This is a genomic window from Mesorhizobium huakuii (assembly GCF_014189455.1).
In the GTDB taxonomy this organism is placed as follows: Bacteria; Pseudomonadota; Alphaproteobacteria; order Rhizobiales; family Rhizobiaceae; genus Mesorhizobium; species Mesorhizobium huakuii_A.
On sequence record NZ_CP050296.1, the window covers coordinates 1,530,274 to 1,545,225 of the forward strand.

10 protein-coding genes are annotated in these 14,952 nt (G+C 64.0%); 2 read left to right on the forward strand and 8 right to left on the reverse strand.

The genetic code is table 11. The annotated features are described in order from the left end of the window. Positions 1-281 precede the first annotated feature (281 nt). Entirely contained in the window at positions 282-1,196 is a 915-nt protein-coding gene (locus tag HB778_RS07495) for a hypothetical protein (protein ID WP_183462707.1), read from the forward strand. A gap of 148 nt (positions 1,197-1,344) precedes the next feature. After that, on the forward strand, positions 1,345-2,211 hold the full coding sequence (locus tag HB778_RS07500; protein ID WP_183462709.1) for a hypothetical protein: 867 nt from the start codon (positions 1,345-1,347) through the stop codon (positions 2,209-2,211). 239 nt (positions 2,212-2,450) lie between these two features. Here the strand turns inward: HB778_RS07500 and amaB are convergent, their stop codons facing one another. The 8 genes from amaB to HB778_RS07540 all read right to left on the reverse strand — a co-directional run bounded on the left by amaB (position 2,451) and on the right by HB778_RS07540 (position 14,919). Next, complete coding sequence (gene amaB, locus HB778_RS07505) at positions 2,451-3,965, reverse strand: L-piperidine-6-carboxylate dehydrogenase (protein WP_183462711.1); 1,515 nt, start codon at positions 3,963-3,965, stop codon at positions 2,451-2,453. 196 nt (positions 3,966-4,161) lie between these two features. Continuing rightward, positions 4,162-5,436: an RNA polymerase sigma factor gene (locus HB778_RS07510; protein WP_183462713.1), complete on the reverse strand. Its 1,275-nt coding sequence runs from the start codon at positions 5,434-5,436 to the stop codon at positions 4,162-4,164. Continuing rightward, positions 5,433-5,807, reverse strand: a complete 375-nt coding sequence (locus HB778_RS07515) for a YciI family protein (protein ID WP_027030781.1) — start codon at positions 5,805-5,807, stop codon at positions 5,433-5,435. Before HB778_RS07515 ends, HB778_RS07510 begins: the two co-directional genes overlap by 4 nt. A 98-nt stretch (positions 5,808-5,905) precedes the next feature. Beyond that, positions 5,906-6,997, reverse strand: a complete 1,092-nt coding sequence (locus tag HB778_RS07520; RefSeq protein WP_183462715.1) for a DNA topoisomerase IB — start codon at positions 6,995-6,997, stop codon at positions 5,906-5,908. Positions 6,998-7,100: 103 nt separating this feature from the next. Further along, entirely contained in the window at positions 7,101-8,039 is a 939-nt protein-coding gene (locus HB778_RS07525) for a glycosyltransferase family 2 protein (RefSeq protein WP_183462717.1), read from the reverse strand. Positions 8,040-8,189: 150 nt separating this feature from the next. Beyond that, the gene (locus HB778_RS07530) at positions 8,190-9,074 is read right to left on the reverse strand and encodes a transglutaminase family protein (protein ID WP_095199305.1); all 885 of its coding nucleotides are present in this window, start codon (positions 9,072-9,074) and stop codon (positions 8,190-8,192) included. Between the two features lie 67 nt (positions 9,075-9,141). Then, complete coding sequence (locus HB778_RS07535) at positions 9,142-11,553, reverse strand: circularly permuted type 2 ATP-grasp protein (protein ID WP_183462719.1); 2,412 nt, start codon at positions 11,551-11,553, stop codon at positions 9,142-9,144. 6 nt (positions 11,554-11,559) lie between these two features. Beyond that, positions 11,560-14,919 (reverse strand): DUF2126 domain-containing protein, encoded by a 3,360-nt coding sequence (locus HB778_RS07540; RefSeq protein WP_183462721.1) that lies wholly within the window; start codon positions 14,917-14,919, stop codon positions 11,560-11,562. Positions 14,920-14,952: the final 33 nt, after the last annotated feature.

Below are 14,952 nucleotides of genomic sequence, written 5' to 3' on the forward strand. Positions count from 1 at the left end.
CCGCCGCGCGATGTCTTATCGCTCGTCAAAACCACGGCTGGTATGCACTCTTGTCCGAAAGGCGTGCCCCCGCCGGTCGGATGAGGCGGAAACTATGCCTGGCCCTGATGAAGGTCAATTCAACGAGCGGCCGTTCGGCTGACTATTATTGGGAGGGGTTTTCCAAGTCATAGCAATCGGTTAGCAGATTGAACCATAAGCCCGTCGTCGTGGATGCGTGTCTCGGCAGGCCCTGTTCTCCGTAATTGGTACGTCTGGACACAAGTGTTGAAGGCTGGAAAATGGGGAACGCAAATTCGCGATACGAGTTGATTCAAGAGATCAGGAGATCCGCGCTGAAACTGGAAGACATAGCGGCCCATCCGGCCTTGCACCGCTACGTTCAGGAACAGTCGCAGTCCCTGATCCGCATCTATGAGGAAACCCCGCGACTGGCTTCCATCTTTGCCACGCAGCAGCGCTGGCTGATGGCCCATGTCGGCCTTGCCATGCACTTCCGGCGCGACCCGAACGACCGCCGCAAGGAGCTGACCGTATCGCGTTTCATCGAGGTCGTGCACAAGAACGCGGTGGCCAGCCGCAACACGGCGGACGCTTTCATCAAGGAAATGCTGCACTACAACATCGCCGAGTATGTGGCGGGCGGCGACGGCCGCACGCATCCCCTGCAACCGACGGCGGCGACAATCGAGAGATTCACCGGCTGGGTGATCGCCCATCTGCGCACGCTTGACCATGTCGATGGCGGCGACCGGCTGGCAAGGTACCTGGACCGGCCCGACATGCTTGCCACGCTGCAGCCGTTGATCGCTGACGGCCTGCTTGCCTCAGAGCCGGTGCGCGAACCCAACCAGACCTTTTCCCTGTTCATCTGGCTCAACAATGGCGGTATCGTCATGGATTGGCTGATGTCCGGCATCGATCCGGACCATGCCGGCCTGGAGCGGATTCCGACCAGCGTGGTTTCGATCGGCGACTTCGCCAAATGGCTCAAACTGTCGCGCACCCATCTCGGCCGCAAACTGCGCACCGCCGAGGAACTCGGCAGCATTGGCTGGCTTGGCCAGCGTGGCCATTCGGTGATGTGGGTGTCGCACAGGTTCTATGAGGAATACATGACCGTGCAGGCCGCCAAGCTGGCTGTCGTCGACAACGCCTTCAAGGCTTGTTTTCCGCCATCGCAAGGCGGTGGCTGAGCGGCGCCGCGCACGGAGCGCTCACGCAATTCGCTCCCACTGTACACATTCACCCACTATTGACGGCCGGCGTCTGGACACGAGCCGCGAAGGCTGAAATTGTATTTTTGCGTCTTCGCGACAAGGGGGCTTATCGCAGCGGGGGAGAATGGCGCTCACGTTGGAAGAAATTGCCGGCCATCCGGCATTGCATCGCTGTGTTCGCGTCCAGGCGACGGCGATGAACCAGACCTATGAGACGAATCCGCGGCTTTCCTCGGTGTTCGCCACGCAGCAACGCTGGCTGATGGCCCATATCGGCCTCGCCCTGCATTTCAGGCGGGAGCCTGACGACTATCGCAAGCAACTGACGGCTGCGCGCTTCATCGACGTGATCCGGCAGAATGCCGTGGCCAGCCGCAACACCGCCGACGCCTTCGTCAAGGAAATGCTGCACTACGGTTTCATCGAATATGTGCCCGCAACCCAGGACTGCCGCATCCGCCCTCTGCAGCCGTCGGTGGCCTCGCTGGAGCCGGTTACCCTGTGGCTGCTGGCGCATCTGCAGACGCTGGACAGTCTCGACGGAGGGAACCGGCTCGCTGTGTTCCTGGCCCGGCCGGACGCACTCGCCATGGTGCAGCCACGGATTGCCGATGGCTTGCTGTCGTCCAATCCGGTGCGCGAGCCCAAGCGGACCTTTTCCTTGTTCACCTGGCTCAACAATGGCGGCGTCGTCATGGACTGGCTGATATCGAGCGTCGATCCCGACCATGCCGGCCTCGATCGGATCCCAACCGGCATCGTCTCGATCGGCGATTTCGCCAGATGGCTGAAACTGTCGCGAACCCATTTGGCCCGCAAGCTGCGTGATGCCGAAAATCTCGGCAGCGTCGGCTGGCTCGGCCAACGCGGTAACTCGGTGATGTGGGTGTCGCGCGACTTCCATCAGGAATACATAACCGCCCAGGCGGTGAAGCTGGCCATTATGGATACCGCCTTCGCCGACGCCTTTGGTCCGACGGCAGGCCGCTGACCGGTGCGGCATCCCCCGCGCGGGGGATGCACGAATCCATCATGCCGTTAGCACTCCAATGCCTGCTATGCGCGGCGCTATGATTGGAGAGGGACCCAAATGAAAAGACGGTACGAAAAACCGACGCTGGACAAGCGCGGAAAGCTGTCCAGCGTCACGGCGGGATGTGGGTCCTCCGTCTGTCTCACTTGACGCTCGACAAGCTTGATCGACACTGACCCGAGGCACGCCTCGGCGCCTCAGTCGATGTCGAACGAAACGCCTTGGGCAAGCGGCAGCGCCTTCGAATAGTTCACCGTATTGGTGGCGCGGCGCATATAGGCTTTCCACGCATCGGAGCCGCTCTCGCGGCCGCCGCCGGTTTCCTTTTCGCCACCGAAAGCACCGCCGATCTCAGCGCCCGACGTGCCGATATTGACGTTGGCGATGCCGCAGTCCGAACCATCGACACCGAGGAAACGCTCGGATTCCTGCAGGTCGCGGGTGAAGATCGACGACGACAGCCCGGCGCCGACCGCATTGTGCTCGTCGAGCACAGCGTCGAAATCCGAATATTTCATCACATAGAGGATCGGCGCGAAGGTCTCTTCCGTCACCGGCGAGACCTGTTTCGGCATTTCGACCAGCGCCGGATGCACATAATAGGCATCGGGGTGGCCGTTCTCGACCCGCGTGCCGCCGGTCACCTTGCCCCCATGGGCGGCTGCTTCCTTCAACGCCTTCTGCATGGCGTCGAACGCCGCCTTGTCTATCAGCGGTCCGACCAGCGACGACGTCTCCAGCGGATTGCCGACCGAAACACTCTGATAGGCCTTCTTCAGGCGCGGCAGCAGCGCGTCGTAGACGCTATCATGCACGAACAGGCGCCGCAGCGTCGTGCAGCGCTGCCCAGCCGTGCCCATGGCACCGAAGGCGATGGCACGCAGCGCCATGTCGAGATCGGCGGTCGGGCACACGATACCGGCATTGTTGCCGCCGAGCTCCAGCACGGCGCGGGCAAAGCGCTTGGCCAGGCGCGGGCCGACATCCCGGCCCATGCGGGTCGAGCCGGTGGCCGAGACAAGCGGCACCTTGGGGTGGTCGACCAGGATTTCGCCGACGGCACGGTCGCCGATCAGCACCGGCGCCAATCCTGCCGGTGCGTCCGCGCCGAAACGCTTCACAGCGCGCTTGAAGATCGCCTCGCAGGCAAGTGCGGTCAGCGGCGTCTTTTCCGACGGCTTCCACACCACCGCGTCGCCGCAGACCAGCGCCAGTGCGGCATTCCACGACCACACCGCGACCGGGAAGTTGAAGGCCGAAATGACGCCGACCACGCCGAGCGGATGCCAGGTTTCCATCATACGGTGGCCCGGACGCTCGGTGGCGATGGTCAGGCCATACAATTGCCGGGACAGGCCGACGGCGAAATCGCAGATGTCGATCATCTCCTGCACTTCGCCGAGCCCTTCGGAAGGGATCTTGCCGACCTCGATCGACACCAGCCGGCCAAGCTCCGCCTTGTGCGCACGCAATTCCTCGCCGAGCAGTCGCACCAGTTCGCCGCGCTTCGGGCCTGGCACCAGCCGCCAGGACTGGAATGCCTTGTGCGCGGCATCGATGGTCTTGGCCGCATCGGCCGGCGATATCGTCTTCAGCGCCGCGATCTGTTCGCCCGTCACCGGGCTGCGCACGATGAGGTCGCCGCCAACCAGCGTGTCCTTGGCCACACCCAGTTTCGCCAGAAGATCGGCCGTTTCCCTTGCTATGGTCATTTTTATCCCTTTCAGATCCCATCATATGGCGGTCAAAGCCTCGCGCCATGTCGCCCCGCATGCCGAAAGGCACTTCAGGCGCAGTCATGGCGTGGCATTACTCGTTTCGAGGGAAAATCGCCACCCCGGCATGGTCCAAGGCCAAATTACACGATTGATCCAGGCGACACGATTGAGCCAGAGGGGCAAACGCGGCTCAGTTGGCCTTTTTCGCCGGCGCGCGCACGGCACCGTCTTTCATCAAACGGTCGATATGCATGCGGATATGGGCCGCTTCCGCTGCCGTGTTGGCAAGCGCGATGGCGCGGTCGAAGGCGACCCGCGCCTCCTCACCTCGGTCGAGCTGCATTAAGAGCCCGCCCTTGAGGCCGAAGAAGTGGAAATAGCCGGAAAGCCTGTCTTCCAGCGGCTCGATCATGGCAAGCGCGGCTTCCGGGCCGCGCACCTTGGAGACCGCCACCGCGCGGTTGAGCGTGATGACTGGCGACGGCTGCATCTGTTCGAGCAGGCCGTAGAGCAGGTCGATCTCCACCCAGTCGGTGTCCTCGGCCTTCTCTGCCCGCGCATGCAGCGCGGCGATCGCCGCCTGCACCTGGTAGGGGCCGGGTTTGCGATGACGCAATGCCTTGTCGACCAGCGCCAACCCCTCGTCGATCATCTTGCGGCTCCACAGGCCGCGATCCTGGTCCTCGAGCAGAACGATCTCGCCATCTTCGTCGAAACGGGCGGGTGCGCGTGCATGCTGCAGCAGAAGCAGCGCCGTGAGCCCCATGATCTCCGGCTCGGCCTGGAACAGCCGCAGCAGCAGCCGGGCGAGCCGGATCGCCTCTTCGCACAGCGGCGCGCGGGCCGGCGCCTCGCCGCTGTTGGTCGAATAGCCTTCGTTGAAGATCAGGTAGACCATAGCAGCGACAGCAGCGAGCCGCTCCGACCGCTCGACCGCGCCCGGCGTCTCGAACGGCACGCCGGCGTCCGCTATGCGTGCCTTGGCGCGGGTGATGCGCTGCTCCATGGCGCTCTCGCCGACCAGGAAGGCGCGCGCGATCTGCTTGACGGTGAGGCCGGAGACGATGCGTAGCGCGACCGCAATCTGCTGCGTTGCCGGCAAATCGGGATGACAGCAGATGAACAGCAGCCGCAAAATGTCATCGCGATAATGTGCCCCGTCCAGCCGCTCGGCGATGTCGCTCTCGGCATCTTCCAGATCGGAAATCTGGTCCTCTTCCGGCATCGGCGCCTGCTTGGCGCGCTTGCGCACCGCATCGATGCCGCTGTTGCGGCCGACAAAGATCAGCCAGGCCGCCGGATCGCGCGGCGGCCCGTTCTGCGGCCAGTTCTTCAACGCCCTGAGGCAGGCATCCTGGAAAGCTTCCTCCGCCGTGTCGAGATCGCGGAAATAGCGCAGCAGCGCGCCCATCGCCTGCGGGCGGGCAGAGCTGATCGCCGAGCTGATCCAGGCAAGTTCGGTCATACGGCCACCTTGGTGGGGTTGAATATCGAGACCGGCCGGATCTCATAGGACCCACCGCTCGGGTTGACCTCGGAGAGCTCACGGGCGAATTCGACGGCCTCGTCGAGATCGGCACATTCCAGCGTATAGAAACCGAGGAACTGCTCCTTGGTCTCGGCGAATGGCCCGTCGATGACCACCGATTCGCCCTTGACCTTCCGCAGCGTGGTCGCTGCCGTCGTCGGCAGCAGCCGGGCCACCGGACCAAGCCGGCCGGCCTTGGCGTACTTGTCCTGAACGTTGAGGAGATTGGCCATGACCTCGTCATCCTGTGCCTTGCTCCAGGAGCTGACGACGTCTTCGGAGGCATAACAGAGGATGGCGTAGAGCATGGTTGGTCCTTTTCTGTATCAAAGGACGAAACAGTAGGACCGATCCCGACACGGCGTCGATAAAAAAATCTGACGTGGCGACCGCCAATTGGTGCGCGTCACCCTTCGTGCGTTTTCAACCATCTCAACACGAGCGCTTCCTCGTCATCGAGACCGTCTATGGACCGCTTGCGCTTGTTGGCCTCCGCCATTTCGGCCAGCAACCGTCCCTGCGACCAGGCCTCGAAAACCTGCGGATGGATATAGCATTTGCGACATACGGCGCGTGTGTTGCCCAGCCGCTCCGCCACTCTGTCGATGACGCTGTTCATCACCCGCCTTTGCTGTGTCTGGCTTTCGGGCAGCTCCGTCTGCGCAAACAGGGACGCGGCATGGATGGTGCCGCCCCAGGTGCGGAAATGCTTGGAGCTGAACGTATCGCCGGCGGCGTCCCTGATGTAGCGGTTGACATCGTCGGAGCGGACCGGGCGCCTGTTGCCATCCTCGTCGAGATACTGGAACAGCTTCTGGCCGGGTAGATCCTGGGCGCCCCGCACGATCCCTGCGATGCGCCGATCGACCAGCTTCAATTTCCATTCCTTGCCAGATTTGCCCTTGAAGGCAAAGCGCAGGCTCGATCCCTTGATATCGACATGGCGGTCGCGCAATGTCGTCAGGCCGAAGCTCTTATTGTCGCGCGCATAGGCGGCGTTGCCGACGCGGATCATCGTGTTGTCGAGCAGCCAGACGACCGCGGCAACAACCCGCTCGAACGGCAGGCCGTGACGGCGCAGATCGCTGTCTATCGTGCGCCGCAGATCGGCCAAGCTTTCAGCAAAAGCAACGAGGCTCGAATATTTGGCGCCGTCGCGCTCCTCGGCCCATTGCGGATGATAGCGATATTGCTTGCGTCCCCGCTGATCCCTTCCGGTCGCCTGGATATGCCCGCTGGCATCGGGCGAGATCCAGACATCCGTCCACGCCGGCGGAATGACGATCGCCTCGATACGCGCCCTGGCGGCATCAGAGACCGCCTTCCCGTCCGGTCCCGTGTAGGAGAATCCTTTGCCGGTCCTCAGCCGGCGGATACCGGGCTCGGCATCGCTGACATAGGTCAGTGCGGCATCCCTGGCCGAGCTTTGCGCCCCGCTCATCGGCGCAGCGATCCCATCGGTTGACCGGTTGTGCGGCAATCCGGATCTCTGCAGCATGTAAGCTCCACGCAAATATGCGTAGATAAGCTGTTGGCCGACTGCTGGTTCCACACACCGTCTGAAAAAGCAGGCGATTCCGAAGGTGCTGGCGGCTGGCAGGTTACAGCGCGCCCTGCATTTGGTTCAGTGGAGCCGACAGCCGGCGTCGCACCGCGAGCTTGAGCCTGTAACGCAGGCAGCGCCACGCCTCCGACCGCCGCTTTGGCGCGGCGGCGGCCACCGCCAGGAAGCGCGCGGCCATGGCCAGGCCACCGCGCGCATAGTGGACGCGGGCAATCTTGAGGGCTACAAGCCCCTCCCTGGTCTTGAGCGCCGAGACCGGGATGTTGCAATCGGTGAGCGTGCGCAGTTCTCGGCGCCAATCAAGGAAGCGCCGCACCGGATTGATCGTAAAACGATCGTCGGAGCGCATCGGCGAGACCTCGTAGACCATCACAGGCTGCTCGATCATGGCCAGCGACGCCGTGCTCATCAGCCGCGCCCAAAACAATGTGTCCTCATCATAGGCCAGCCCGACCGGAAACCGCGTTTGGCCGATGAGGTGCCGCGAAGCAAGCACGCTGCCCACCGCGACGGAGCGAATGTCGCCTTTCACATAGGCCGCAGCGTTTGCCAGACAGCCGGCCTGATATCCGTTCGGCACCTTGATCTGGCGGTCCTGGCCATTCACCCGACGCCGGTAAGCGCCAACGATCATGTCGGCTTTTGGCTGGCGATCTGCGTGCTGGAGCAACGCGCGCAAACCGCCCTCAAGATGCAGGCCGTCAGCGTCGATCAGATACACCCAGGGGCAGAGCACCTGCGCCAGTGCAATGTTGCGCGCGCCACCGGCATCGCGGCAATTGGCTGGCAGCACACGCAGCGGCAGAGACAATTTCGCCGCGGCCTGCAGCGCGGCGGCAGCCGTACCGTCCATCGATGCATCGTCGACGAGCAGAATCTCGCCGATAACCCCGGCCTCACTGGCGAGAGACGCCAGCGTTGTAGCGATGGTTTTCGCCGCATTGTGGGCAGGGATGACGACGCTGACCGCTTTCAATACCAAACCCCGCGCCCACGCCCATCAATACTGCAATTATTGGTCCCCTGGAAACCGACTAAAGGGTAGCTGCCACGTCACCATTTGAGAAGTCATCTTTGTTCATGCCGAATTGTACCAGTGGACCACCTTGCGTGGGCCGGTTCGCTTTCATGCCTTTTCGAGCGCAACCGGAATGACGTCGACAGCTTGCTCGCCGACTTGTCCGCCCGTGGTTTTCAGCACGCCGACGATCGGCGCGACATCGGAATAGTCACGGCCGTAGCCCACTGTGATGTGGTCGTTGCTGGCCCGCATGCCATTGGTCGGATCAAACTCTTGCCAGCCGGCGTCACGCCCGCACCAGACCTTGACCCAGGCATGCATGGCGTCGGCGCCCTCCAGCCGGGGCTTGCCCTTGGGCGGGATGGTGCGCAGGAAGCCGCTGACATAGCCGGCCGGAATGCCGAGCCCGCGCAGCCCGGCAATCATGATGTGCGAAAAGTCCTGGCAGACGCCGCGCTTTAGCTTGAACGCATCGCTGGCCCGGGTCCGCACTGTGGTTGCGTCACCGTCATAGGTGAAATCGCGATGAATGCGGTTGCATAGGTTCATTGCCGTGCCGGCGGCCGAGCCGGCGATGCTGTCTCGTGCGTAGGTGGTGATCGCCGCATCGATGCCGGAGTGAGCGCTTCCCGCAAGGAAGTGGTGGGGCGAGGCAGACGCCAACGACCGCACCGCGGCCAGTTCCTGCCTCAGCCGCCCGATATCGGGCGACACGTCGAGCCCGGGTTCTGGCCGCGACACCGATACGCGGGCGCTCATCCTGATGTCGAGCGCGTCATGCGCATCGCGAAAGGCGATCGAGGTGACGTTGTTGCCGAAAAAATCCGAGAAATCCGACCGTTCGTTGGGCGCCGGGGCAAAGGACAGCGACGCGGCAATGACGCGCTGCACGCCGGAAATCGTCGACGGCAGCACGCGGATCTGATGACGGCCGCCGCCAGCCGCCGCTGCATAATCGTAATGGAGATGAAGCCTGATGTCGTAGAGCATGCAAAACTTTTTCTGTCCTGACGCAGGTTCTTGTCGCAAAACCGTGCGACACTTTTGCGGAACCTGCTTAGCCGAAATAGGCCTTGGCGAGGCTGTTGTAGAGGCCGCCGATTTCATAGGCGAGTTCGTCCAGCGCCTTTGCCGTCATGTCCGAAGGCTCCTTGATGGCGATCTGGGTGTTAAGCTGCAGGATCTCTTTCGCCGCCGGCGACATGTGCCCCTCGCCACCGACCGACGGCAACAGGCCGATCTCGGCCTTCAGCCTTTCCAACTGGAACAGGATCGAACGCGGATTGAGCGGATCGAGCGCCAGAAGGTCGATCACCGTGCGCCGGCCGGCCTGCACCGGATATTGCCGGCGATGGGTCATGACGCTGTCGCCGATCTCCAGCATCATGTCGAGCGCCCCATCCGGCGCCTTGGCGCGGGTCAGCCGGGACAGCGTACGGGCGATCTGGATGCCGCGCTCCAGCCGCCGGCCGATTTCGAGGAAACGCCAGCCGGCGAAGCGGTACATGTTCTCGTGCAGCAGGCCGGAAAAACCGGCGAGCTTGCGCAGGATAACGGTCATGGCCCGTGTCGCGTCGTCGCCCGGCGCCACCGTCGTGGCGAACTGATGGATGGTCTTCGACAGGTCCTTGAGCGCCAGCCAGCCATCGGGCGAGAAGCGGTCGCGGATCTGTCCGGCGCTGTAGACGGCGCTGTCGAGCGTGCCGATCAGCCCCAACGGGATCGCCGTCTCGACATCGATGCCGAACGGTTCGAGATAGTCCCTGATGTCGGCCAGCAGTGGCATGTCCGGATCGGATGTCTCGGCCAGCCGCACATGATAGGCGCGCAGGATGCGCACCGTGTCTTCCGAGCGCTCGATATAGCGGCCGAGCCAGGTCAGGTTTTCCGCCGCGCGGCTGGGCAGGCTGCCCGGCCTGGTGCGGGTGAAACTGTCGCCCTCTTGCGGCAGCAGCGTCTCGCGCTCGACCGGCTTGTCGCTTACCACCCAGACATCGGCCGCCTGGCCGCCGCGCTGCATGGCGATCGCCGTCGGGTCGAGCGACAGGCCGACACGGGCGAACCCGCCCGGCATCACCGTCCAGCCTTCGGGCGTGCGCGCCAGATAGACGCGCAGGCTCGCCGGCCGCGGCTCCAGCCAGCCACCGACAAAGACCGGCGTCGTCGACAGCGTCACCGCTTCCTGGCCGACGAAGGCGCCGCCATCGCGTTCGATGCGCGCCACCAGTTCCGCCCGTTCCCCGGCCGATAGCGCCGAGCCGAGCGTGGTCTGGCCGTCATCCTCGAAGGCAAGCCTTGTCGAGAGCGCCGGACCGACCACCATGCGGTCGATATTGGCAAGCACGTGCGCGCGTTCGGTCGGTTGCCCGCACCACCATGTCGCGACGCTCGGCAAGAGCAACTCCTCGCCGCGCAATTCGCGCGCGATCTTGGGCAGGAAAGCGAGCAGCGCCCGCGTTTCCATCAGGCCCGAGCCCAGCGCATTGACGGTGGATACCGCCCCCTGCCGGATCGCCTCGACCAGCCCCGGCGTGCCGATCTGCGAATCCGAGCGCAATTCGAGCGGGTCGGCGAAGGCAGCGTCGAGGCGGCGCCACAACACGCTGATCGGCATCAGGCCGGAAACCGTGCGTACCATCAGCCTGCCGCCGGAAACGGTCAGGTCCTCCCCTTCGAGCAGCATGATGCCGAGATAGCGGGCGATATAGGCGTGTTCGTAATAGGTTTCGTTGAGCGGCCCCGGAGTCAATATGGCGACGCGGCCTTCGCTTTCCCTGGCCATGCCGATCAGCGCATCGCGGAAGCGACGGAAGAAGCCGGCAAGCCGGTGCACATGCATCTCGCCATAGATATCGGAGAGAGCGCGCGTCGTGGCGACGCGGTTCTCCAGCGCAAAGCCGGCGCCGGACGGCGCCTGCGTACGGTCGCCCAGCACCCACCACTGGCCGTCGGGGCCACGGCCGAGTTCGAAGGCACAGAAATGCAGGTAATGGCCGCCGGCCGGCGTGGTACCCACGACAGGCCGCAGATATTCGGGGCTGGCCGCGATCAATCCCGCCGGCAGGATGCCTTTTTCGATCAGCCGGTTGCGCCCATAGATATCGGCGATGGTTTCCTCGAACAGTTCGGCCCGCTGCACGAGACCGGCGCTGATCGCCACCCATTCGCTGTCTTCGATAAGCAGCGGCACATGCGCCAGCGGCCATTCGCGCTCATTGGCGCCAGCCTTGTCGTAGACCCGGTAGTAGACGCCGGCATCGCGCAGATACTGGTCGGCGCGGGCAAAGCGCTGGCCGAGCTTTTCGGCACCGAGATCGTCGAGTGCCTCGATGAAATGCTTCCACACAGGGCGGGGATTGCCTGCAGCGTCGACCATCTCGTCGACGACGCCGTCGATCGGCTGGTAGTGCTCCAGCAGGCTGTGGATCTGCGGCTTGCCGCGTATCCTTTTGTGATTCCCCTTTGCCATCGCTGATCAGAGTCTTGCCGGCCGCCGAAGGTCAAGGGTCATCGGGAAATCTTCCGCTGGTTGTTCCTCGCGCAGCACATAGCCTGATGGCGTGTGGCCGCGCGGCTCGAAGCGGGCAAGCCGCCGCGCCTCCGCCTCATTGCCATTGACCGGGAAAGTGTCGTAGTTGCGGCCGCCGGGATGCGCGACATGGTAGACGCAGCCGCCGACTGCCCGGCCCGACCAGCGGTCATAGATGTCGAACACCAGTGGCGTGTTGACCGGCAGCGCCGGATGCAGGCCCGAAGCTGGCTGCCAGGCCTTGAAGCGTACGCCCGCCACCGCGACTTCGCGGTTGTCCGTGACCTTCATCGGCACGATGCGGCCGTTACAGACGATGGCATGACGCTCCGGGTTGAGGCCTTCGGTCTTGACCTGCAGCCGCTCGACCGAGGAATCGACGAAGCGCACGGTGCCGCCGATGGCGCCCTGTTCGCCCATGACATGCCACGGCTCCAGGGCCTGCCGCAGCTCCAGCTTGATGCCGGCGTGCTGAACCTCGCCACAGAACGGAAAACGGAATTCGAGCTGCGCATCGAACCATTCGGGACGGAACTCGAAACCGTTGAGCTTGAGGTCGTCGAGCACGTCGAGAAAATCCGCCCAGACATGATGCGGCAACATGAACCGGTCATGCAGCGAGGTGCCCCAGCGCACGAAGCGACCGTCGAGCGGGTTCTTCCACGCGCGCGCAATGATCGCCCTGACCAGCAATTGCTGCGCCAAGCTCATGCGCGCATTGGGCGGCATCTCGAAGCCGCGGAACTCGACCAGGCCGAGCCGGCCGGTCGGCCCATCCGGCGAGAACAGCTTGTCGATGCAGATTTCCGAGCGGTGCGTATTCCCAGTGACGTCGGTCAACAAATTGCGGAACAGCCGGTCGACCAGCCACGGCAAGGGGGCTGCGCCCTGGTCCGGATGCGGCACCTGCGCCATGGCGATTTCGAGCTCGTAGAGCGAATCGTGACGCGCCTCGTCGAAGCGCGGCGCCTGGCTGGTCGGGCCGATGAACAGGCCAGAGAACAGATAGGACAGCGACGGATGCCGCTGCCACTGCAGCACCAGGCTCTTCAACAGATCGGGCCGGCGCAGGAACGGGCTGTCATTGGGCGTCGCACCACCGACCACGACATGGTTGCCGCCGCCTGTGCCGGTGTGGCGGCCATCGATCATGAACTTGTCGGCGCCAAGCCGGGTCAGCCGCGCCTCCTCATAGATCGCCGTCGTCGTCGCCACGCAATCCTGCCAATTGGCAGCCGGATGGATGTTGACCTCGATGACGCCGGGATCAGGCGCCACGCGAATGACATTGAGGCGCGGATCATGCGGCGGGCCATAACCCTCAATATGGACCGGCAGGCCGATCGCCTTGGCCGCATTCTCGGCGGCGGCGACCAGTTCGAGATAATCCTCAAGCGCCTCGACCGGCGGCATGAACACGCACAGCCGCCCATCGCGCGGCTCGACGGAGAGCGCGGTGCGCACCGCGCCGCCGATCTCGGTGATCTCCTGTTCGACCCGGTCCTGCTGGCCGGTCGCGGCGGTAAACGACGCCGCCTGCTGCCGGCGCGCCATCTCATCGGCGCCTTCAAGTTCCGCCGGCGCCGCAGTAGGCAAGATCGCTTCGCGCGCCGGCAGCGGGCCGCGCGGCAGCGACGGATCGACCGGCACGATATAGGGGAACTGCGCCGGCGGCACATAGGGCAGCGTGCCGAGCGGCAAGCGATAACCGACCGGTGAATCGCCGGGTACCAGGAACAGCCGGCCGCGCCGCGTCTTCCATTTTTCCGAGCGCCAGCGCGGCCCCGACGCCTGGCTGTTCCAGCGCTGCACCGGCAGCACATAGCCGGACGGTTTGGTCAGCCCGCGCTCGAACACGCGCGCCATGCGGCTGCGTTCTTCCGGGTCCTCCAGCTTGGAATTGGACGGATCGACATTTTCCGGCAGCTTGCCTTCCTTGAGCAGCCATTCGGCCGGATCCTCATAGGCTTCGCTGACCATGGTCTTGTCGATGCCGAGCTCGCCGGCGATCGCCGTCAGCAGGCTTTCGGCCTGCTGCGGGCCGATACCGGCCGAACTCTTTTCGCGCGCGATCAGCGACGGGTCGCTCCACACCGGCTGGCCATCGGCGCGCCAGTAGAGCGAGAAGGTCCAGCGCGGCAGGCTTTCGCCCGGATACCATTTGCCCTGGCCATAGTGGAGAAAGCCGCCCGGCGCGAAGCGCTCGCGCAGTTTGCGGATCAGCGCATCGGCCTTTTCGCGCTTGGTCGGGCCGACGGCGGCAGTGTTCCATTCGGCGGACTCGAAATCGTCGATCGACACGAAGGTCGGCTCGCCGCCCATCGTCAGCCGCACGTCCCCTGCGCCAAGTGCCGCATCGACCTTGTTGCCGAGCGCATCGAGCGCCTGCCAGCTTTCATCCGAAAACGGCTTGGTGATGCGCGGATGCTCGGCGATGCGGTCGACCCGCATCTCGAAGCCGAATTCGACATTGGCAAAGCTCGCCATGCCGGAAATCGGTGCCGCATTGCGGAAATGCGGTGTCGCGGCAAGCGGCACATGGCTTTCACCGGTGAGCAGGCCCGAGGTCGGGTCGAAGCCGATCCAGCCGGCGCCCGGCAGGTAGACCTCGCACCAGGCGTGCAGATCGGTGAAATCGACCGATGTGCCGGCCGGCCCATCCAGCGCAATGAGGTCGGGTTTGAGCTGGATCAGATAGCCCGACACGAAGCGGGCGGCGATGCCGAGATTGCGCAGGATCTGCACCAGCAGCCAGCTCGAATCCCGGCACGAGCCCTTGCCGGCGGCCAGCGTTTCCTCCGGCGAGAACACGCCGGTCTCCATGCGCACGATATAGGCGATCTCGCGCTGCAGCCGCGCATTGAGGTCGACGAGGAAATTGACGGTGTTTTTCGCGCTGCGTTCGACGGTTCTCAGGAAGGCCGAGAGCAACGGCCCCGCCGGCTCCGGTGTCCGGTAGATGGCGAGATCGTCGCGGATTTCTTCAGGATACTCGAACGGAAACGTCTCGGCTGACGGCTCGACGAAGAAATCGAACGGATTGTAGACCGTCATGTCGGCGACGAGGTCGACCTCGATCTTCAGCTCGCTCACCGGCTCCGGGAAGACGAAACGGGCAAGGAAGTTGCCGTAAGGGTCCTGCTGCAGATTGACGAAGTGGTTCGCCGGCTCGACCTTCAAAGAGTGGCTGAGCACCTTGGTACGGGAATGCGGTGCCGGCTGCAGCCTGATGATCTGGGGCCCGAGAACCACCGGCCGGTCGTATTTGTAATGGGTCAGATGGTAGACGGCTGCCAAAATTGCCATGGGGCCCCGGAGATCGGCGTTTCAAAATGAATT

Bases quoted from the DNA above. Each gene is read 5' to 3' on its own strand.
- HB778_RS07540 (WP_183462721.1), bottom strand. From the start codon at position 14,919: ATGGCAATTTTGGCAGCCGTCTACCATCTGACCCATTACAAATACGAC.
- HB778_RS07510 (WP_183462713.1), bottom strand. From the start codon at position 5,436: ATGACCGAACTTGCCTGGATCAGCTCGGCGATCAGCTCTGCCCGCCCG.
- HB778_RS07495 (WP_183462707.1), top strand. From the start codon at position 282: ATGGGGAACGCAAATTCGCGATACGAGTTGATTCAAGAGATCAGGAGA.
- HB778_RS07530 (WP_095199305.1), bottom strand. From the start codon at position 9,074: ATGCTCTACGACATCAGGCTTCATCTCCATTACGATTATGCAGCGGCG.
- HB778_RS07515 (WP_027030781.1), bottom strand. From the start codon at position 5,807: ATGCTCTACGCCATCCTCTGTTATGCCTCCGAAGACGTCGTCAGCTCC.
- HB778_RS07520 (WP_183462715.1), bottom strand. From the start codon at position 6,997: ATGCTGCAGAGATCCGGATTGCCGCACAACCGGTCAACCGATGGGATC.
- amaB (WP_183462711.1), bottom strand. From the start codon at position 3,965: ATGACCATAGCAAGGGAAACGGCCGATCTTCTGGCGAAACTGGGTGTG.
- HB778_RS07500 (WP_183462709.1), top strand. From the start codon at position 1,345: ATGGCGCTCACGTTGGAAGAAATTGCCGGCCATCCGGCATTGCATCGC.
- HB778_RS07535 (WP_183462719.1), bottom strand. From the start codon at position 11,553: ATGGCAAAGGGGAATCACAAAAGGATACGCGGCAAGCCGCAGATCCAC.